Annotated in this window: 19 protein-coding genes and 1 riboswitch; of the genes, 5 read left to right on the top strand and 14 right to left on the bottom strand. The window is 45.7% G+C overall.

What is annotated here, in order from left to right; all coding sequences use genetic code 11:
• Window positions 1-175 precede the first annotated feature (175 nt).
• From A0126_RS16425 to adhE, 4 genes are all read right to left on the bottom strand, one after another.
• Entirely contained in the window at window positions 176-1,591 is a 1,416-nt protein-coding gene (locus tag A0126_RS16425) for a hypothetical protein (RefSeq protein WP_088836868.1), read from the bottom strand.
• Between the two features lie 148 nt (window positions 1,592-1,739).
• Window positions 1,740-3,077 carry an LLM class flavin-dependent oxidoreductase gene (locus A0126_RS16420; RefSeq protein ID WP_088836867.1) on the bottom strand — a complete coding sequence of 446 codons (1,338 nt, stop codon included), beginning with the start codon at window positions 3,075-3,077 and terminating at the stop codon, window positions 1,740-1,742.
• A gap of 37 nt (window positions 3,078-3,114) precedes the next feature.
• Complete coding sequence (locus A0126_RS16415) at window positions 3,115-3,885, bottom strand: 3-oxoacyl-ACP reductase (protein WP_369834761.1); 771 nt, start codon at window positions 3,883-3,885, stop codon at window positions 3,115-3,117.
• Window positions 3,886-4,004: 119 nt separating this feature from the next.
• Window positions 4,005-4,105, bottom strand: a riboswitch (TPP riboswitch).
• 149 nt (window positions 4,106-4,254) lie between these two features.
• Window positions 4,255-6,849, bottom strand: coding sequence for a bifunctional acetaldehyde-CoA/alcohol dehydrogenase (adhE, locus tag A0126_RS16410; RefSeq protein WP_088836865.1), 2,595 nt, complete (start codon window positions 6,847-6,849; stop codon window positions 4,255-4,257).
• 332 nt (window positions 6,850-7,181) lie between these two features.
• Between adhE and A0126_RS16405 the strand changes: the two genes are divergently transcribed.
• The 4 genes from A0126_RS16405 (at window position 7,182) to A0126_RS16390 (ending at window position 10,824) form a co-directional block, all read left to right on the top strand.
• Window positions 7,182-7,733 carry a beta-class carbonic anhydrase gene (locus A0126_RS16405; protein ID WP_088836864.1) on the top strand — a complete coding sequence of 184 codons (552 nt, stop codon included), beginning with the start codon at window positions 7,182-7,184 and terminating at the stop codon, window positions 7,731-7,733.
• 142 nt (window positions 7,734-7,875) lie between these two features.
• On the top strand, window positions 7,876-9,198 hold the full coding sequence (locus A0126_RS16400; protein ID WP_088836863.1) for a Na+/H+ antiporter family protein: 1,323 nt from the start codon (window positions 7,876-7,878) through the stop codon (window positions 9,196-9,198).
• A gap of 104 nt (window positions 9,199-9,302) precedes the next feature.
• Complete coding sequence (locus A0126_RS16395) at window positions 9,303-9,896, top strand: undecaprenyl phosphate transporter UptA (protein ID WP_088836862.1); 594 nt, start codon at window positions 9,303-9,305, stop codon at window positions 9,894-9,896.
• 55 nt (window positions 9,897-9,951) lie between these two features.
• Window positions 9,952-10,824, top strand: coding sequence for a hypothetical protein (locus tag A0126_RS16390; protein ID WP_088836861.1), 873 nt, complete (start codon window positions 9,952-9,954; stop codon window positions 10,822-10,824).
• 41 nt (window positions 10,825-10,865) lie between these two features.
• Here A0126_RS16390 and A0126_RS16385 read toward each other — a convergent pair whose 3' ends face one another.
• The 6 genes from A0126_RS16385 to A0126_RS16360 all read right to left on the bottom strand — a co-directional run bounded on the left by A0126_RS16385 (window position 10,866) and on the right by A0126_RS16360 (window position 16,644).
• On the bottom strand, window positions 10,866-11,828 hold the full coding sequence (locus A0126_RS16385) for a glycoside transferase (RefSeq protein WP_088836860.1): 963 nt from the start codon (window positions 11,826-11,828) through the stop codon (window positions 10,866-10,868).
• Window positions 11,825-13,054, bottom strand: a complete 1,230-nt coding sequence (locus A0126_RS16380) for a glycosyltransferase family 2 protein (protein WP_088836859.1) — start codon at window positions 13,052-13,054, stop codon at window positions 11,825-11,827. The genes A0126_RS16385 and A0126_RS16380 overlap by 4 nt, the downstream gene beginning before the upstream one ends.
• Complete coding sequence (locus A0126_RS16375) at window positions 13,051-13,821, bottom strand: hypothetical protein (protein ID WP_088836858.1); 771 nt, start codon at window positions 13,819-13,821, stop codon at window positions 13,051-13,053. The genes A0126_RS16380 and A0126_RS16375 overlap by 4 nt, the downstream gene beginning before the upstream one ends.
• Before the next feature lie 191 nt (window positions 13,822-14,012).
• Window positions 14,013-14,780 carry an ABC transporter permease gene (locus A0126_RS16370; RefSeq protein WP_088836857.1) on the bottom strand — a complete coding sequence of 256 codons (768 nt, stop codon included), beginning with the start codon at window positions 14,778-14,780 and terminating at the stop codon, window positions 14,013-14,015.
• A gap of 1 nt (window position 14,781) precedes the next feature.
• Complete coding sequence (locus tag A0126_RS16365; protein WP_239456869.1) at window positions 14,782-15,705, bottom strand: ATP-binding cassette domain-containing protein; 924 nt, start codon at window positions 15,703-15,705, stop codon at window positions 14,782-14,784.
• 129 nt (window positions 15,706-15,834) lie between these two features.
• Window positions 15,835-16,644 (bottom strand): transporter substrate-binding domain-containing protein, encoded by an 810-nt coding sequence (locus A0126_RS16360; protein WP_088836856.1) that lies wholly within the window; start codon window positions 16,642-16,644, stop codon window positions 15,835-15,837.
• Window positions 16,645-16,849: 205 nt separating this feature from the next.
• Between A0126_RS16360 and A0126_RS16355 the strand changes: the two genes are divergently transcribed.
• Complete coding sequence (locus A0126_RS16355) at window positions 16,850-17,491, top strand: SDR family oxidoreductase (RefSeq protein WP_088836855.1); 642 nt, start codon at window positions 16,850-16,852, stop codon at window positions 17,489-17,491.
• Window positions 17,492-17,534: 43 nt separating this feature from the next.
• Here A0126_RS16355 and A0126_RS16350 read toward each other — a convergent pair whose 3' ends face one another.
• The 4 genes from A0126_RS16350 to A0126_RS16335 all read right to left on the bottom strand — a co-directional run bounded on the left by A0126_RS16350 (window position 17,535) and on the right by A0126_RS16335 (window position 21,100).
• Window positions 17,535-18,563: an ABC transporter permease gene (locus tag A0126_RS16350; protein WP_088836854.1), complete on the bottom strand. Its 1,029-nt coding sequence runs from the start codon at window positions 18,561-18,563 to the stop codon at window positions 17,535-17,537.
• Between the two features lie 71 nt (window positions 18,564-18,634).
• Entirely contained in the window at window positions 18,635-19,057 is a 423-nt protein-coding gene (locus A0126_RS16345; RefSeq protein WP_088836853.1) for a MarR family winged helix-turn-helix transcriptional regulator, read from the bottom strand.
• Window positions 19,058-19,122: 65 nt separating this feature from the next.
• A complete protein-coding gene (locus A0126_RS16340; protein WP_157898468.1) occupies window positions 19,123-19,617 on the bottom strand; it encodes a VanZ family protein in 495 nt (164 codons plus the stop codon).
• 155 nt (window positions 19,618-19,772) lie between these two features.
• Window positions 19,773-21,100, bottom strand: a protein-coding gene (locus A0126_RS16335; RefSeq protein WP_369834825.1) for an IS3 family transposase whose coding sequence is annotated in 2 segments (ribosomal slippage) — window positions 19,773-20,731 and window positions 20,731-21,100 — 1,329 coding nt in all. Because the reading frame shifts where the segments join, the coding sequence is not laid out codon by codon here.
• Between the last annotated feature and the right edge of the window lie 110 nt (window positions 21,101-21,210).

Below are 21,210 nucleotides of genomic sequence, written 5' to 3'. Positions count from 1 at the left end.
AATTTAACACGCTTTGATTGTAGCTTATAGCCTCTTTGAATAGGTCGGACATCCGTCTTATTTAACCTTCTTAACTAATTCCACAAATTGGCTTTACATTAACCTTGAACCTTTACAAATTTACTTGTAAAAAAGAAAACCGCTCCCCGAACTTACGGGAAACGGTTTTCACCCTTCATCTATCACCATGATGCTGTCGTTTGATTGCGTAACCGATGAAACCGGCAATCAGTGCCAGTACCGTCGCATAGAGAATCGTCGTCACCGTCGCCGTCTCTTGACTGAACCGGACGAGAGCATCGTCCTGCCATAAGAGTGCAAACGATGTCCCCGTCAGCGAACAGATGAACCAGCTAATCAAACCGGTCGCAACAGCGAAAACGACGGGATCGTATATTTTCTTAAAGGCCCGGATGCTGACAAGGAGATAGACGACGAACGGGACAATCAGAAACAGCCAAAACGGGAACGGCTTGTCCTGTTCGACTTGATCAGCGGCCGCCGTTTGCCCGGCCGACCGAGCGTCCATCGCAAGGACGACATTTCGTGCCGTCCCGTAATCGACTGCGTCAAGCGTCAAACGCGTATTCGATAAATCGGGACGTTCTCCCCCGATGACAGTCAACAATTGATTCGTGACGCGCTCGGCGTCGATTCGGTTGACGACGTCCTCCATCGATTGTTTCAACCGCGTCACGTCGGTTTCCCCGTTCAAAAACGTCACCGGGACATTTAATCTTGCACCAAGGACATTTGCCTTGTAGGTCACTTGACTGCCGTGCATCAAATCATACCAGCCGTCACTGCCTGCGTTTAAACTCGAAACAGTCAACCAGGTCCGGGTCGAGGCGTCCCCCTCATATTTCGCTTCATCCGTCACCGTAAAGAACAGTTGTGCACTACTTGCGACCATCAGAATAATGATCGCAGCACGGGCGGCGGCTGACACACCGGACAGTTGTCGTGGATAAAACGCGAGATAAAACAGTCCTGTCAAAAAGAGTAAAATGAAGATTCCATTCCAGACGGTCGCTTGATCAATTGTCAGCACATCAATCCCGAGTCCTGTATTGAACGTAAATGCAAACAAGACGAAACTCGCCGCTAAAAAGCTGATTGTTCGAATCGTCCAGGTCACACGCGTTGCACCGATCCGTAAAACTAAGAATAAGATTAGGAATAGACCGATTCCGAAAATCGATAAGAAGGGACTCCCATATTCGGCGCGGAAGGACAGGGGTTCCAAGACTTGATTGAGATCGATTCCGAAAACCGATAAGATGTTCCCCGTATCATTTGCGCCAATCAGTTGATTCGTCAATCCCTCTTTGACGGCTTCCGGCAACGTGACAGCCATTCCGCTGATGAAAAACAGGAGGAACACGAGGGTCAATTCCAGTGTCGTCCACGAGACGTCCGCGTCCTGCATCAGTTCCACGAACGCCTGGTAATCGGCAGATTTCTCGATTTGTTGGACGAGAACGGTCATGACACCGAACAGGACGAGAAAACCAATACAAGCGAGTCCTATACCAAACAAGATATTGCGTAACATATGCGAGCGTTCCTTTCGCTGTTGCCTCCGCTCCATAAAAGCGCCTCCCCTTGACTAGATTGTTTGTATAGTTATTCCTGTTCCGGGTGATTTGAAAACGAATCTTCTGCATTAAATACAAAAAGTAGCTCGTCCATGACGAACGGGCTACTTCCCTGACTCCGACTCTGATTGGCAGGAACGCTTAGTTTACGAATTTTTTCACGTCCGACTCCCCCACCTGAGCTAAACCAAAATGTTCCCGAAGCGTAGTCCCTTGATAGGCTTCTCTAAACAACCCTCTTTTTTGCAGTTCAGGAACGATCAGGTCTACAAAATCCTCTAAGCTTGATGGGAGTGACGGCGGCATCAGATTAAATCCGTCTGCGATACCCATTTCAAACCACAGCTCCATCTGATCGACGATTTCTTCCGGTGTACCTATCAGTGTCAGGTGTCCCCCACCAGCTGCCAGATAACCTAACAGTTCTCTTAGTGTAGGCTTTGTATCATCGATGATTTCAAGAATCGTTTTATAGCGTCCGACCGGTCCTGAAAACGCATCGACAGGCGGTAAGGACGGCACCGCTTTGTCAAGATCCCAATCAGAACAGTCCTGTTGCAAAAAGAAACTCAGTTGCTTCAAGGCATTCGCGACCGGTAATTTTTCATCCAGTTCGGCTTTCTTCGCCAGCGCCTCTTCCCGTGTTCGACCGACGTATGTAACCAATCCTGGAAAGATTTTAATCTGCCGCTCCGGTGACTCACTTTCTTTGATTTGTGTCTGTAGACTTTCCCGGAATGCTTTCGCTTGCTTTACATTCCACGACACCGAATAGACGGCATCCGCGTGCTTCGATGCAAGTGCAATCCCTTGGGCAGATGCACCCGCCTGCATTGCCACCGGCTTCCCTTGAGGACTACGCGGTGTAGACGAAGGACCTTTTACGTTGAAGTAGGTCCCGCTATGATGGAATGGTTGAATCTTTTCAGGATCAATCAACCGGTTGTCCGTCCGGCTCGAAAGGAAATCAGCTCGATCCCAGGATAAAAATAATTTTTCCATTACAGATGCAAATTCATCCGCCTTTTGATACCGTTCGTCCCTTGCAGGGAGCCTATCCATACTATGGTTTAACGCTTCCCAGTCCGTCATCGACGTCACCAGGTTCCAGCCGACACGCCCGTTCGTCACGTGATCAAGGCTTAACAGTTGTCTCGCCGCTGTATACGGATTTGAAAACGTACTCGATATCGTTGAAACTAACCCGATATGATGGGTTACTTGAGAAATAGCGGTTAAATTGATTACAGGATCGAGCCAAAAGGCAGGTAGTTCAGTTGCGTTTGCAGCAGGAAAAGATTGATTGTCAGCAAAAAATACAGCATCCAGGCAACCCGCTTCCGCTAGTTGAGCCAATCGCTGATAATAACCGCTCTCCCCGATTTCTTCAATCGCAGAATCCGGCATTAACCATGCCGCTTGATGATGGCCACAGCCGTACAATAAAACACCGACGTTTAACTGCTTTGTTTTCGTCATCTCTAGTTCCCTGACTCCTTTCTCCTGAACGCTGACATCAGTTCATCGTCAATCCGCCATCTACGGTTAGATTTTGACCGGTAATGCCAGAGGCGGCTTCTGACGCTAAAAAGGCGACCAATTGCGCCACCTCTTCCGGCGTCGTCACTCTTTTTAACGGAGTTGATTGAGCAATTAAATCGAATACTTCAGCGGTCGTCACAGCGCTGGCATCTGTCACTTTTAACAAGCCGCCGGAGACGACATTCACGTTTATGCCGTACTGTCCTAGCTCTGATGCAAGATTACGCGTAAAGCCGATCAACCCTGCTTTTGCCGTTGTATATTCGTGATAGGGAACTACCGGGTTTTGATACAGATTCGTGCCGATGCTGATGATGGTGCCGCTATTTCGTTCAATGAACTGCGGCAGGACACTTTGCACGACGTGGAACGCTGCTTTCAACGTGCCATCCAACTGTTTTTGATAATCTTCCCATTCCAAATCGATGAATGATTTTTGAGCGCGCGGATCGAACTTAAAATCGACTAAGGCATTATTGATCACGACATCGATTTGTCCGTAATGAGCTGTCGCTGACTGCATCAATGTCTCGACGTCTTCTCGCTTCGTGACATCCGCATACAGGGCAATGGCATGTTCTGCACCGAGCTCATTTACGAGTTCCTCTGCCGCATCCTTGCTCTTATAATAATTAATCACAACTTTAAACCCATTGTTCACCAATACTCTTGCAATCGTCGCGCCAAGTCCCCGACTGCTTCCCGTCACTACTACCGTTCTGTTCACTGTCTTCCACTCCTTCATCGTCTTTTGCAACTTAAATAGCGAAGTCGTAAACAAAAAAAGCGCAACTCTCCAAAAGGAAAGTTGCGCACGTCTAAATAATCACATAGCAAAAAACCGACAGACTGGTCTTCGCTGGTTTATTAGAGTCTACACTTCCCTACGCTAGTACGAACTAGTTCAGGTTCAAAGGGTTTGAGTATCTACTCATCTCAGTTTAGCAACACCCCTAGTGATTCTATTCAAGTTACCTTCACTTTAGCGGTCTTAGAAATATCTGTCAATAATGACAAGACAGTTTTATCGGTGTCTCTTCTGATTACAAACGAAAGCCTTGCCTCCGTCGACCGGAAGCAAGGCTCTTTTGAATTGCCATGATTTTTTTCTCTGTTATACGCCTTCGTACGCAAGCTCCATGATGTTCCGAAGTTCCGTCACGAGCGGCATTTTTGGATTCGCTGTCGTACATTGATCTTCGAATGCATCGACGGCCATCTTGTCGAGTTTTGCTTCAAAGTCGGCTTTTTTGATGCCTTGGGCTTTGAATGACATTTTGATGTTCAACTGTTGTCCGAGTTCTGTGATCGCTTGGATTAGTGACTCGACACCTTGTTCCGTCGTCGCTGCCGGTAGTCCGAGATAACGCGCGATTTCTGCGTACCGTTCATCAGCGATGAATGATTCATATTTCGGGAACGAAGCGAGTTTCGTCGGTTTCGCTGCATTGTAGCGGATGACGTGTGGCATCAGAATCGCATTCGTGCGACCGTGTGGCGTGTGGAACTCCCCACCGATTTTGTGCGCGATCGAATGGTTAATCCCGAGGAAGGCATTGGCAAACGCCATTCCGGCCATCGTTGACGCATTGTGAACTTTTTCGCGTGCTTCGGCATCGTCACCATTCGCATAAGCGCGTGGCAAGTAGTCGAAGATCATCTTGATCGCTTTTAGCGCCAGTCCGTCCGTATAGTCGTTCGCGAGGACGGAGACGAAGGCTTCTGTCGCATGTGTCAAGACGTCCATTCCGGTGTCCGCCGTGATTGATGCCGGGACCGTCATGACGAATTCCGGATCGATGATTGCGACATCTGGTGTTAATGCATAGTCAGCAATCGGATACTTGACGTTTTTCTCTTTGTCCGTGATGACGGTAAACGGTGTGACTTCAGATCCTGTTCCGGACGTCGTCGGAATCGCGACGAACTTCGCTTTGTTACCGAGCGCCGGGAATTTATAGGCCCGTTTCCGGATATCGAGGAACTTTTGACGTAAGTTCGAGAACGTTTCGTTCGGTTGCTCGTAGAAGAGCCACATGCCTTTCGCTGCATCCATCGCTGATCCGCCACCGAGGGCGATGATCAAGTCCGGTTTGAAGTCGCGCATCGCTTGCGCTCCTGTCTGAACCGTTGCAACCGATGGATCCGGTTCGACTTGGTCGAAGATCCGGTAGCTGACGCCTGCCGGTAAGTTGCGGATGACTTTATCCGCGTAGCCGAACTCGACCATCGCTTGATCGGTGACGATCAACGCACGTGAGACATCTTGAATCGATTTCAAGTATTGGACTGAATTTTTTTCAAAGAAAATCTTTTCCGGTACTTTGAACCACTGCATGTTCACGCGTCGTCTCGCCACCTTCTTGACATTGAGTAGATGTTTCGCCGTTACGTTTTCAGAGACGGAGTTTTTCCCGTAAGAGCCGCAACCGAGTGTCAGTGATGGTGTCAATTCGTTATACAGATCACCAATCCCACCGTGTGCTGACGGGCTGTTGACGAGAATCCGGCAGGCTTTCATCCGCATTCCGAATGTCGTCATCAAGTCGTCATTCGTCGTGTGGATGACTGCCGTATGACCGAGGCCACCGATTTCAAGCATCCGTTCGGCGACATGGAACGCATCTTCCGTTGACTGGACGCTATACGCACCAAGGACAGGGCTTAGTTTTTCGTGTGAGAGTGGTTCTTCTGAGCCGACTTTTTCAAGTTCTGCGACGAGCATGACGGTGTTGCTCGGAACGTCGATGCCCGCTTTTGCTGCGATCCAGGTTGCCGGTTTCCCGACGATGTCGGCATTGACGGCACATGTATCGGTTTTGATGACGAGCGCTTCGAGACGTTTTTTCTCATCTGCTGTACAGAAGTAGCAACCGAGTGCTTCCATCTCCGCCCGAACTTCCGCGTAGATTTCCTGATCGACGATGACTGCTTGCTCCGATGCACAAATCATGCCGTTATCAAACGTTTTGGAGAGGACAAGGTCACTGACGGCACGTTTGATTTTTGCTGTTTTTTCGATGTAGCACGGGACGTTCCCCGGTCCGACACCGAGTGCCGGCTTACCTGTTGAATAGGCTGATTTGACCATGCCGGCTCCGCCGGTCGCAAGGACCATCGCGATATCCGTGTGGTTCATCAAGACTTTTGTTGCTTCGAGTGACGGTTGTTCGACCCACTGGATACAGTCACGCGGTGCGCCGGCTTTGACAGCCGCGTCACGTAACGTTTTCGCTGCTTCGAGTGAGCAGTTTTGCGCTGACGGGTGGAAGGCGAACACAATCGGGTTTCGTGTTTTAATCGCGATCAACGCTTTGAACATCGTCGTTGATGTCGGATTCGTCACAGGTGTGACGCCACAGACGACACCGACCGGTTCTGCGATATAGGTGATGCCGTTTTGAACATCTTCTTCTAAGACGCCGACCGTTTTTTCTTCACGGAGACTGTTATAGATATATTCCGTCGCAAACATATTTTTAATCATTTTATCTTCAAAGACACCACGTCCTGTTTCTTCAACGGCGAGTCGTGCCAGTTCAACGTGACGTTCGAGACCGGCAAGCGCCATGTCACGGACAATCGTATCGATTTTCTCTTGATCAAATGTTAATAATTCTTGTAATGCAGTTTGACCTTTTGCAACGATTTTATTGATCGTTTGTTCGACAGGTGATACGTCTTGTTTGATTTTTTCTTTGACAGCCATGTTAGGTTTCCTCCCTATTTTGGAACGAATCTGAGTCTGCATTTCCCTACTAAATGTTAGGAATGCCAAGCTGATATTCAATAGTTTGTGCTTTCCTTCACAAATCAATCATACCGCCTTTTTGATGATTTGTGCATGACCATCCTGTGAACTATTTCACATCATTGAAAACGTTCTCATTCTCAAAAGGTGTTGTCGGACAAGGCATCCTTTTTGAATCCCTTGCCTGTGACTTTTCTCACAGCACCTATTTTCTTTGCTTGTCTGACGGACAAAACATCGTGTAATCTATTAAAAGATACATATTTATTTGTTTTGAAGGAGGAAGTTTCATGACAATCGTCAATCAAATGCTTGCGTTCAACGAACAATTCGTCGAAGAAAAACAATACGAACAATTCATCTCGGATAAATTCCCAGATAAAAAGGTCGTAATCTTAACATGTATGGATGCCCGCTTGACGGAACTCCTCCCGCACGCGCTCGGTCTGAAAAACGGCGATGCAAAAATCATTAAAAATGCCGGGGCCGTTCTGTCACACCCATTCGGTTCCGTCATGCGCTCGATCCTCGTCGCCTTATACGCACTCGGGGCGGAAGAAGTCATCGTCATCGGTCACCATGACTGCGGCATGAGTACGATCGACCCGGCAAACATGATTGCCGAGATGGAAGGACGCGGCATCAATCAACAAGTCCTAAAGACACTCGAAGCATCCGGCGTCGACTTGAAACAATGGTTACGCGGGTTCACGTCAGTCGAAGAAAACGTCAGTCATTCCGTCGGTCTGATTAAAAACCATCCATTATTACCACCGGGCACGAACGTCCACGGGCTCGTCATCGACCCGGGAACAGGGAAACTCGACCGCGTCGATTGCTAAACTTGTCCTTATATAGTAGAAAGAAGGTACGACCGACACCGGTCGTGCCTTTTTATGTTTTTTTCTTGACAGCAAAAAGAACGGTCTGTATGATACTTTAGTATAGTACAGTGATACCAAAAGAAAGCGTGGTTTTATAGTTATGTTCAATGCTGTTGTTTTAGCCGTTATCCTTTTATTTGTCTTAGCCATCTTCCGTGTCCACATCGTCCTCGCGATGGTCATCAGCGCTCTCGCCGGTGGTTTACTCGGCGGTCTTGGTTTAACGAAAACGATCGAAAGTTTCTCAGGCGGTCTTGGAGCCGGCGCAGAAATTGCCCTCAGTTATGCCTTGCTTGGTGCGTTCGCCGTCGCCCTGTCGAAAACAGGTTTGCCGGACGCCCTCGCACATAGCTTGATTGCTCGCTCAAAAGGAAGTGCCGATGCGACGTCGGTCAAGAAGTTAAAAGGGTTCATCATGTTCGCGATTTTATTACTCGCAATCAGTTCACAAAACGTCTTGCCGATTCACATCGCCTTCATTCCGATCATCATCCCGCCGTTACTCGGTCTGTTTAATGATTTGAAAATTGACCGGCGCCGGATGGCCATCATCATGACGTTTGGTCTCGTCACACCGTATATGTTTTTACCAATCGGTTTCGGTGATATCTATCTCAATCAGATTCTGTTACCGAACTTACAAGAAAACGGGATGGACACCGCTGGCGCATCAGTCATCAAAGCGATGGCGATTCCGGCGCTCGGGATGTTGTTCGGATTGTTACTCGGTTTATACAATTACCGGAAACCGCGTGAATATGAGATGCGGAACATCGCACCGGACGATTACGAGATTCCTGTCGTCACGAAATCCAAATTATTACTGAGTTCAATTGTCGTCATCGCGACGCTCGTCGTCCAATTGACGACGGAATCGATGATCATCGCCGCGACGACCGGCCTCCTGCTCTTCCTCGTGTTACGACTCGTCCGCTTCAGCGAAGCAGACGATGTCATCACACGCGGTATGCGGATGATGTCGTTCATCGGATTCGTCATGATTTCAGCGAATGGCTTCTCAAACGTTTTACGTGAGACAGGTGATATCGAACCACTCGTTGAAAACTCAAAATCGTTAATGGGCGATTCGCAGCTCGTCGCTGCCTTCGTCATGCTATTGATTGGATTACTTGTCACTGTCGGAATCGGTTCAAGTTTCTCGACGATTCCGGTCATCGCCGCCATCTTCGTGCCGCTTTGCATCCAGTACGGATTCAGTCTCGAGGCGACGATTGCCATCATCGGTACAGCCGGTGCACTCGGTGACGCCGGTAGTCCGGCAAGTGATTCGACACTCGGACCGACGAGCGGATTGAATGCTGACGGACAACACGATCACATGCGTGAAACGGTCATTCCGACATTTTTACACTACAACTTACCATTGCTGATTTTCGGTACGATTGCTGCCGTCATTCTTTAATGAAGAAATCATCTCGTTTTAACGACGGGGTGATTTTTTTCTTTCCATTTTGCGTGGACTTCTCTAAAATGAAGGGATGAAGTGCAATTAAAGGAGTGTGGAACGTGTTATCTAGCGTCGTCAATACCGTCTTACTATATTTAGCCGACTTAGGTTATGTCGGAATCGCGCTTGGCTTGATGATTGAAATCATCCCGAGTGAGATCGTCTTATCCTATGGTGGGTTCATGATTTCTCAAGGGACGATCGGCTGGCCACTCGCTATCGTCGCCGCCGTCATCGGTGGATTGTTCTCGCAATTGTTTTTGTACTGGTTCGCCCGCTACGGCGGTCGTCCCCTCATCTTGAAGTACGGAAAATATGTATTGATCACGGAACACCATCTTGATCTCGCGGAACGTTGGTTCGTCAAATACGGACAAGGTGTCATTTTCGGGGCACGATTCATCCCCGTCGTCCGCCATGCGATCTCCATTCCGGCAGGTCTCGCCAAAATGGATCAAACAAAGTTCTCAATCTACACGATTCTCGCGATCATCCCGTGGTCGATTTTATTTCTCTATCTCGGTGAGACACTCGGAACGAACTGGCGCTCGATTAAAGACGTCGCCGCTCCCTATACGAACGGCATCTTAATCGCAGCGGTCGTCATGATCGTCTTGTACGTCGCCCTCAAGAAACGCCAACGTACGACGTAATCCGTTTACAGCCTGTCCTACTGCGACAGGCTTTTTTTAAAAGGAGTGATTTCTATTGGAGACATCAAAAACCGTAACCATGCATCTGGATCGTGTCACTGCCTCACATATCCGTGGAACGCATATCGCGACGGGACTGACGATTGCCGGTCATATTCTACTCGTCGAACAAATCTACGATGAAAAACGGCACCGTCCTTTCTTGCATGTCCATCGGATTCATGACCAGTGGCGCAATACGATCATCATCGCCCAGGAAGACGTTGAATTCAGTTATGTCGAATCGTTTTCCGACGGACGGATCCTGCTCGTCGCCTCGCGTTGTGATGACGATGTCGACGGATCATGGTTACCGAATGCTTTTATTTACGATCAAGTCGGTCATCTGATTGACAGTTATTGTCTAGATGACGGAATTCAAAATGTCCAAGTCGATGAGCGTGACCACATTTGGGTCAGTTATTTCGATGAAGGCGTCTTTGCTGACGCCGCGACCAATTCAGTTGGGTCGTTCGGCCTCGTCGCTTTTAACGACCAGGGGAAAGTCGTCTTTAAAAATCGCGACTATCCCATCGATAACTGTTATGCAATGAACGTCTCGTCTGCGAATGATGTCTGGTTCTTTTATTACTCCGACTACCGGATCGTTCAACTGCAAGGAGGAACGAGTCAGGCGTTCCACGCACCGAAACGGCCGTTCACAGATTTTGCTATTTATAAGGACTATCTCGTCTCGACGGATAATACGCAGACCCACGTCTTACAGCAACAAGGAAAACAGTATGTCGAGCAAGGACAGATGTCCTTCATGTCGGAGCAGGATGAATGCTTGTCCGGAACCATCAAGATGCGCAAAAACCAAATCGTCTTAACGACAGAAACGCGCCTTTATACAGGCGCATTAAGTGATATGATTTTTGACGCGTAAAAAAGTACCTCGATGATTTGAAGTCATCGAGGTACTTTTGATTAACGATTTGATTCAATCGCAGCATTTAAATAATCAAATACATGTGTAGTTTTAGCATTGGTTAAGTCGATTGTTTTCAGACGTTGCTCAGTCTTATTTTTTAAGTCACCGTCTAAATACGAAAGCAACATTGCATATACTGTGCTCGATTCATCATTAGATTTTGGAGCTCCTGTTTTTAAATCATAACGCGTATAGATTTTACCTTTTAATAATTCGTTACTGATGAATTGATCGAAAGATTTATCCTTCCTACCAGTCAGTTCCTTATAAGCAATTGCTATTAAAACTTGATCAATCATATTAACTTCAGCATCATTCGCAAACTGATATATTTGTTTATCTGGAAAATATATTTCCGAAAAAAATGGTCCACTTCTTTTAGATTCTAGAAGAATTTTTTTCATTTCATCAAATTGACCCAATCGTTTTACTGATTGACTATCCAAATAGTTAATATGGAGCGTTTTCGCCTTTTCTTGAAACTTCCAATCGTAAAAATCAATCAAAACGTTTGACCGAATCATATTTTTTTTAACGCTATCGTCAATCTTTGTAGCAATTTCTTTATATTTTTGCTTTTCAAACACTTTAGCAGCTAAATGTAATGCATTACTTATTCTAAAATCATCTACGATGGCATTAGTTGAAGTTGTATTATTTAATTCCCACTTAATAAATAGATTATCTGATTCGTTAACAAAGAAATTGTTTTCTAATACTTTCACCTGTTCCTCGAATCGTTTTTCGTCATTGATTTCAACTAAATAAGTCATATACTGTCCAATACTTTCAGCGAGATGCATAGATTCGACTTTATCATAATCACGAATCAGACCTTTTTCCATGTAGGAATTTTCAATTTGATTCACGATTTCATCTTGATTTTTCATAGTAAAGTAAACGCCTCCAGCAGCTATACACAGTATAATTACGATAACACCTAAGATAATTCGTTTCATGATTGCTCTACTTTGACACGTTTCGTTTTATCCCATACAATCACTTCATTATTGAGCTTACTTTTCACATATGCAAAAACACCTCGGAATAAAAGTACGACAAATAATTGAGCATATGTAAAATACATTATCAGGCCAATCAATACATTAAGTGGTGTCGCAGTTTTTTCTAATTCTTGTGCTGCTAAAATTTGAATAGTATAGACTAAATAAGTCATAAACCAAAACATGATTAATGGGGTGCTCACTTCATCAAAAGCGTAGCCAAACAACCCTAGTATCAAGACTGTGTCTGAAATAAGCAGTAAGAAAATAAATAAAAGGTAGGTCAAGATATGTTGCAATGAATGGACAAGTGTACGTCCCTTCCAAAATTCTTTAGTCACAAATGCTTTTTCCAATAAATATATATTCCCTAACATCCAACGTGTTCGTTGTTTCATATACACTTTCAAGTTTTCAGGTTCTTGCTCCCATGTCTCTGACTCGTATACGACAGGTAGTTTGTAACCAAGTGCTGTTATCCGCATAGTTAATTCTGCATCTTCAGCTAGTGCATACGGATCATATCCACCTAATTCTTCAATTACACTTCTTTTTAATAACATGTTCGTCCCGGCTAGTGAACCGGTATTAAAAGCTTTCCATCGGCCGCTTTGCATAATTAATTGAAATACTTGAAACTCTATGGCAATCATTCTTGTAAGTATATTCGTATTCGCATTAATCGTTTTTACAACACCTACTGAGCCACAGGCACCTTCAGTTTGAAAGGCAGCCTCTACTAATTTTGTAACAGCATCTGGTTTAGGTTGATTATCAGCATCGTAAATTAAAAAATATTCCGAGTCAGTGATTTTTAATCCATAATTTAATACTCTTGATTTACCAATCGGTTCACCTTTAGGAACAGGAATGTAATGAATCCGACTAAACATTTGAGTAAACTCTAGAGCAATAGTCTTCGTATCATCAGTTGATTGATCATCGAGCAGAAAAACATCAAGTTGACCTGCATAATCAATTGTCATCATCGCTTCTAGTGTTTGTCTCATTACAATTCCCTCATTGTGTGCAGGAATTAAGATAGCTACAGAGGGATAGTCTGTCATGGTTTTAACTTTCGATTTTGAAAATCTATCAACAATTCCGGCGACTGTTAAAAAAGAATAATAAATAAGCATCAACCAAAAAATAGCCATAATCCCGTTTAATAAAAGATTCATTGCGCCACCTCAATTTTTTCCAATGAACTCTCCACAGATTCTTCGACTAGAATAATTTTTGCTTCGAACGGATATTCGATCGAGGTAAAATCGGTACGGAGGTTTTCTAAATAACGTGACCAGGCAATAGTAGCACCTTTTTCCGTAGTATTTTGCAAAAATATAATAAACTCTGTTTTGTTACGTTGTGACATTACATCATAATTTGCGCGAAATACATTTAATCCGGCAACTGTTAGTGTTTGGATAATCGTTTTCTTATTTAAAGTGGAAGGATTAAGGTGGATGTGGATTAAATAATTTAGTTCATTCCGTCGATTTGCTCCAGTAATTAAAAAATCCGTTCTATCTAAAAATTCACTATAAGACAGGAGTTGAGGTGTTTCAGAATAACCCTCAAGAATTTTAACACGGTTTTCTAGTACTTGATTTTCTTCGAAGACCCCTCTCAGTTGTCGAAGCAATAACCAATATAAAAACACGATTATAGAGGATAAAAGATGTTCAAAAATATAAAAAAGCTGAGTTTCATTTGAAGACTTTACAAACCAGGTAATAAGAAGATAAACAAAACCTAGCGACAATACATAAGTAACAAGAATCACAAAATTTTTCCGTCCATTTAGTGCAGTCATTAATACTAAAACAGGCAACACTAGTATAGCTGAAATTGAAATTCTTGATTCTTCATTCGATACATGCAATACATAAATAGAGCAAGTTAACAGAGCAATCAAAATAAGTAATGAAAAACCATATTTCTTCATAAGGTATCTCCCAGCCTGAAAATTTTTATCAATTAATTATTACTGACATTAATTTATTTTAAAGGCATTTATGGGTTTAGTATACTAATTTTTTAAAAACGTACATTTGATGTTAATTTTTATAAAAAATCTCGCCTACATCGAATAAATATTTATTCGATGTAGGCGAGATTTATATTTTGCTAATCAAATCATTTTTTTAACGCTCCCCGTGCATTCAGTGCCGCAAACACAACCATCGCAAGACTGAGAACAGCCGCGACAAGCACCCCTTGCGTATAGACACTCCAGTCAATCGTCTCACGTAGCAAAACGGCCCGCATCCCTTCCATGATATAGGTCGTCGGGTTGATCGTCGCAGCTATCTTTAACCATTCCGCCTCAATCAATTCTTTCGGGACGAATGTCGTCGATAAGAAAATCAACGGGAAGAACAACAACGTTCCGGCTTGTGCCGCCTGTGCATTGCGTGTTTTCAAGGCGACCCCGACCGAATAGCCGGCAAAGGCGAGTCCGAAGCCAAGCGCAAGGACAATCGTCAGGAAAAAACCGGCAGCTCCGGCAGGAATCGATAATCCAAGTAAAAAGCCCATCCCGAAAATCAACAGTGTTTGGACGAACAACTGCAACATCCCGGCAATCATCGGGCCGAGGACGATCGCCGTCCGCGAGACCGGTGTCAAAAGCAGTCGTGCAAAATATCCACTTTCGATATCCTTGACGAGGGCTTGTCCCGCGCCCCCTGCTCCACCGACGGCACCAGAAACGATCGAGACGGGTAAGATGAAGTTCAAATAATCGACGCCCCCGAACTGAGGTAAGCTCGAGATGCCGGATAAACCACTCGTGTAGACGAGCAAAAAGAACACACTGATGATCAGGTTTGGGATGAAGGAGAATGGATTACGAAGTGTCACGAGCAAACTCCGTTTCGTCAAAATCAAGGTTTCACGCCACATCTCAATCACGCTCCTTATAGACTTGACCGGTCAACTGAATGAAGACGTCGTCGAGCGACGGTTGCTTGACGAGTAATGATTTCGCCGTCAGTTGGTGTTCATCCAAATAACGGACGACATTTTTTAAGCTTTCCGTCCCGCTCGACGGTAAGATGACCGTCGCCTTTTCGACCCGACCGTCGAAGTTCTCACTGAGCCGACGCATCGCGTGTTCATCGTCGAGGACGACTTCGATCCGCTCTTCCCCACTCGTCGCTTTCAGCTCAGCAGCTGTCCCTTCTGCGATCAGTTTTCCTTCATTGATAATGGCAATCCGGTCGGCCAATTGATCGGCTTCTTCGAGATACTGTGTCGTCAGGAAAATCGTCGTTCCGTATTCTTCATTCAAGCGTCGGACTTCCGTCCAAATCTGGAGGCGACTGGACGGATCAAGACCGGTCGTCGGCTCATCGAGAAACAGGACGGGTGGACGATGGACTAACGTCAACGCTAAGTCGAGCCGTCGCTTCATTCCGCCGGAGTAAGTACCGGATCGTCGCTTGCCGTCGCCACTTAACCCGACGAGTTCAAGCAGCTCTGTCGCACGCCGTTCCGCTTCCTTCGCTTCAAAACCAAACAGCTTACCTTGGAGGACGAGTAATTCGTATCCGGTCAAATCTTCATCAATCCCTGTGTCCTGGAGTGCAACACCGATTTGGAGCCGAACTTTCTTTTCATCCCGCTTAATGTCAAATTGATTAATCGTCGCACTGCCTGAACTCGCCGTAATCAGTGTCGTCAACATTTGGACCATCGTCGACTTCCCAGCGCCGTTCGGTCCTAAAAAAGCAAAGATTTCGCCCTTGTCCACATGAAAGGAAATTGCATCGACAACCTTTTTCCCGTCGTATTCCTTCGTCAAATCCTGCACATCGATCATCGTCATCCATCCTCTCCACCTAAAAAGAAGCGATTTTAATTTATTTCCCCTGTTTTGATGACAATGAAGCGAAAAAAACTGCACCGCTCTTTTTAAAAGAGAACAGTGCAGTCTGAAAAAATCATTCTATTGTAGTTACGATGCGACTAACCATTTTTCCTTCAAGGCATCGATTTCCTGGCTGCCTTCATAAGAATTCATCCACAAGTTCATCACATCGAGAACGTCCGGTTGCCGTTCCCGGACGAGATAACTTTTTTCAGCAGGGATCCATTTTTCCGTGATTTTCGGTGCCCCGAGTCGTTCGTCGAGTGAAGCATAGTGAACAGCCTCGACCGTATCGGTAATCATGACATCGACTTCACCCGTCGCGACGGCTGCCGGAATGGCTAAGTTATCCGTGTACATGACGATACGGGCACGATCGAACGTCTGACGGACGAACTGCTCGTTCGTTCCCCCCGGATTCAGACCGATTGTAATGTCCGGACGATTGATGGCAGCAATTGATGTCAAACGGTTTAAGTCACTTTTGCGGACGAGTGGTGTCTTTTGGAAAGACAAGTAACTTTTCGTGAAGTCACCAATGATTTCGCGTTCGATGTTTTTTGTCACGCCGCCGACAACCATATCGAATTTACCGGCACGTAAGTCGCGCGTCAACGTCGGCCACGTCGTCGGGACGAATTCGACTTCAAGTCCTGCTGTTTTTGCAAACGAGCGGATGACCTCGATATCGAACCCTTCATAGTCATTCGTCTGACGGTTCAAGTAGGTGAACGGTTTATAATCCCCCGTCGTCCCGACGATGATTTTTTTATCGGAAAAGACATCACGTGTCCGTTCCTCTTTCTTTGGGGAAACAAACTCTCGCAACCGCGTCACCGCGAACAAACTCGAAATAACAAGACTTCCTCCAAGCACGACTCCCTGCAGTTTATTCACCTAGCTCGCATCCTCTCTCTATCTCGTTCTATTTTGTATAGTACTCAAAAGAGTATCACATCCCTGTCCGTTCTAAAAGATTTTTTTGATTATTTCGTCAAATCGTGTTTCAACGTTTTTTCGTGCGAAGCCCTCTCGATTGCATTTGACGATGCGTTTCTTTCATAATAGGAAAGAATCGATTAGCGAAATGGAGGAATGTAAGATGAGTAAAGTATTCATTATTGGAGCGAACGGGAAAGTAGGACGGCACGTCGCCAAACAATTGAGTGACTCAACTCATGAAGTCCGCGTCGGTCTGCGGTCACCTGACCAGTTTTCTGACTTTGAAGCACTCGGACTGACTCCTGTCCTGCTTGATCTCGAGCAGAACATGGCATCGATCCAGGACGCACTCGGAGATAGCGACGTCGTCATCTTCACAGCGGGATCCGGCGGACACACCGGTGCCGATAAGACGATGTTGATTGACTTAGACGGTGCCGCTAAATCAATCGCGGCAGCAGAGCAACAAGAAGCGAAACAATTCATCATGGTCAGTGCCTTGAACGCCGACTCGCCGGAAACTTGGTCTGACAGCATGAAACCGTATTATGTCGCAAAACACTATGCCGACCGGTTGTTACGTGACAGCAAACTCAACTATACGATTTTGCGTCCCGGCGGTTTATCAGACGATGCCGGAACAGGTGCCGTCACGACCGACCCGTCTGATGCGGATACAAAATCGATTGCCCGTGAAGATGTCGCAGCCGTCATCGTTGCTTCAATCGGACAAGAAACGGCATCCCGTCAAACAATTACACTCCTCGAAGGCGATACACCCATCGCTGACGTATTTGCATAAAACGAAAAACGAGCGACCCCGATTCCGGAGGTCACTCGTTTTTTCATGACGCTTGTTTCACTTCAACGATGTGTGCTTGTTCGCGACGGATTGCCGTTACAATCAACGTAACGCCTAACGTCACAATTAAGATCATTACCAGGTTAAAGGCATACTGCGAGATATCTCCATCAAAGTAAATTAATCGTGTCAGTCCTGCGACTGCATTCGGGACGGGAAGAAACTGACCGAGCGACTGATAGAACGGTGCGAGCATCGATGGTGGCACGATATTTCCTGCCGTCATCAACTGGAACGGAATCAACGCGACGTTGACGAGCGGTGCGATTGGTCCGAATATCGCAAAGTTCATTTGCGTGACACTGATACAGGCTGCTGTTAATAAGACTTGGAATCCCCAGACTTTTAAAAAGGATGCTGCACTATCCGAGAACAAGAAGGCAATCGTCACCATGACAAGTGGCACGACGACAAGAACGATGCCATGCAACAATTGTTTACTCCAAAAGAGCGACCACTTTTGATGTTGCTTCTGAAGAGTTTGTGTCACGAGATTAAACTGAATCCCCATCGTCATGACAGCGATGTAAATGACGAAGCCAAGGATGATCGGTAACATCGACGTCGAGAATTCTGACACGTGATGTTCGATGATGATATCGGATGTGAACGGGACGTCTCCATTCAGTTGATTGACGATTTGTCCCGCTCCCTGTTTCAAGATTCCATTAGCAAACTCTGCATTGGCTTGGTTGACATGGAACGTCAAGCGCTGTTCATTCGTCAAATCCGCGACGAGGACCATTTCGACATCACCCTGGTCAAGTTGCTTCAGTCCGGTTTCTGTTGAATTGACTTGCGAGACGGTAAATGGACTTTCAGCTTTGAACTGTTGATAGAAATCTGCCGAGCCTTGATCCGCCACGACCGCGACGCGTAATTGATCCAGTCGTTCCGTCGCACCCTGGTACCCTGTCATCCAGACGACGAGGAAGAGAACCGGTACGACGAGGGCGAACATGAGCCCGACTTTCGTTTGTGTGATTGCAAATACGTCTTTCATTGTCTTCATTTTTGTATCCCCTTTTTATGTGCATTGCTTATAATAGCATGTGCAACTATTAAACCAAAAAAGAAAACCACTCACGTCACATTTTTGTGAATGGTTTCAAGCGTCCGAATGAACTGTTCAATCTCCGCTTTCGTCAGCCCTTGAAACGCTTGTTCTTGCAACGCATCAAGCGTCGGTTCAAGCAATTCAAGCACGTGGACACCCTCTTTTGTTGTCAAAAGAATGAACGCACGGCGATCTCTCGGATCAGACGTTCGCATGACGAACCCTTTTTTGACAAGCTTATCAAGAATCTTCCCAACTGTCGTTTGATCCCGTTCCGTCACGAGCGCTAACTGTTTTTGGGAAACACCTTCTTGCTTATGCAATTCACTTAAGACAGAGAGTTGTTCCGGTGTCAGACCGTGCACGTCCATCCGCTTCGTCGCCGCCCGTTTAAATGAATGATAGCTGCGCGACAGCTGCATGCCAAGCGACCAATCGACTTCCTTCACATGCTTCCCCTTCTTTCCGATAAATAGTTGCACTACTTATTATTTCGACTTACTCACTATACTGGTCAGGAAGAGGAGTTGTCAATGACCTTTCTTGAATCGTCGGTGTTTCTATTTTTCTGGTTAGCGGCACGGATCCTTTTCAATATTCCAGATATGATTAGCACACCGAACGCCGTTCCTAATGTGTTCAACCACACATCATCGACGTCAAAACTACGGTAGTTGTAGCCGATGAACAGACCTATTATCGCTTGAGTCGATTCAATGCCTATACTCATCATAAAGCCCAGCATGATGACGTTCCGTCGCTTCATCATCGGATAGAGAACTAACAAAAAGATTCCTAACGGTACAAACAAAAGAACATTTCCCATGACCTGGATCAAAAAAGCTTCGCCTTGTCCTGAATTTACCGTATCAAGCAGCAGTTTGAACGGAAGGAAGTTATGATGTTCCCCATGCTGTTCACGAATTACTTCATCAATCAAACTTCGTTGAACGGGTAATGGGAATAACGTAAGTGACACGACGCCGGCAAGATAAACGGAAAGTAACATCCAGTAACTAAAGCGTCGTCCTGAAATTTTACCTTGTGTGACGCGGTAAGAAAGAATAAGTAAACAAATCGTAATCATCAAAAAACAAGGAAGTTCGAAGGTCAGCTGAACTGCGCCCTATAGTTTGGACAATTTAATAAAAGCACCTTTATTGTTTAAGCTGCTATGAGATGGCTTCGGTATTGTGCCGGAGTCATCTTTTGTAGTTTCCATTGTCTTCGTTCGCTATTGTAATAGTCAATGTATACATCGACCATAGCGCAGACCTCATCGAGGTCAGATGCTAATTGATAATCGACATAATCTTTCAAGTGCCCAAAGAATGATTCCATCGGGGCATTATCCAGGCAGTTTCCTCGACGTGACATGGATTGAACCATCCCCATCTCACGAATCCGTGCTTGATAAGCAGGATGCGTATAATGGAAACCTTGATCGGAGTGTATCATGGCTTCCGGATGTGTATTCCCTTGAAGTCGTTCTGCGAGTTTATTCGTCGTATGAAGGACGAGTTCCATCCGGAGGCTCATTGATACATGATGTGCCACAATTTCACGTGTAGCGACATCCTTCACGCAAGAGAGATAGGCAGTTTGACCAGACCCAATTCGGAGATAGGTGATGTCTGTGACGAACACTTTACCTGGCTCTACTTGCTTGAACCGGCGGTTCAAGTGGTTCGGCACAGTCTTATGTTCATATGTCGCTTTGGCGATTTTACGGTAGGGGTTCTGCCTGCGGATTTTCGTCACGATCCCAAACTTTCTCATGATACGAAGAATACGCTTATGATTCATCGGCCCCCCCATAAGATCAAGCATTTCCATGTAAAGACCACGATAGCCAATCTTCTTGTCGTGACGGTCGTGAACACGTTTTAGAAGAAGGTAGTCCGCATAGTCGCGTTCTTCCCGAAGGGAGTCACTGTCCGTACGCGCAAGCCAGGCGTAATAACCACTGCGACTCACCTCAGCGAGCGTGCAGAGATCTGTGACGAACCGACTCGTCGATAATTTTCTTACAACAATATTAATTGCCTGATAGCGCTCAGACGCTGTTAGCTTCGGTGCTTCGCCTCTCTTTCGAGAGCTTCTAGCTTTTTTAGTAATTCGTTCTCCGCCGTGAGGTACTTGATCCGTGCTTCAGCTTTCGCAAGAAGTCGTTCGATGGAATCGTCTTTTTTCGGTCGACCACCAAGATTTGATTTTCCACGTCTCTCATTCAGGAGTCCTTCTTCCCCATAAATACGATATGTCTTCCGCCATCGCTTCAACGCTTCGTTCGTCGTTTGCTTACCGATCATGACCAAGTCGAAGCCGCTCTCCTCAAAGATTTGTATTGGTCGTTTCCCAGCTAAATTCTCATGTACAGCGTAAATCTTGAATTCTCCCTTGTATTGGATGGTGCGATCCGATACCGAGGCTACGTGGGGATTCGCTTCAAGTTGTCTGATTTGATCTGGATTAAAGGTACGTCTGTTCATAAATAGTCCTCCCGTATGAATTGAATAGATATAGTATATCGATATCTCTGAACACAAAAAACCCCGAATGGGGTCTTTTATCAAGTGTCCACCATTTAGGGTTCAGTTCA

This window comes from Exiguobacterium sp. N4-1P (assembly GCF_002214325.1).
The sequence above is the reverse complement of the archived record's forward strand: the minus strand, read 5'-3'. Positions and strand labels throughout refer to the sequence as shown.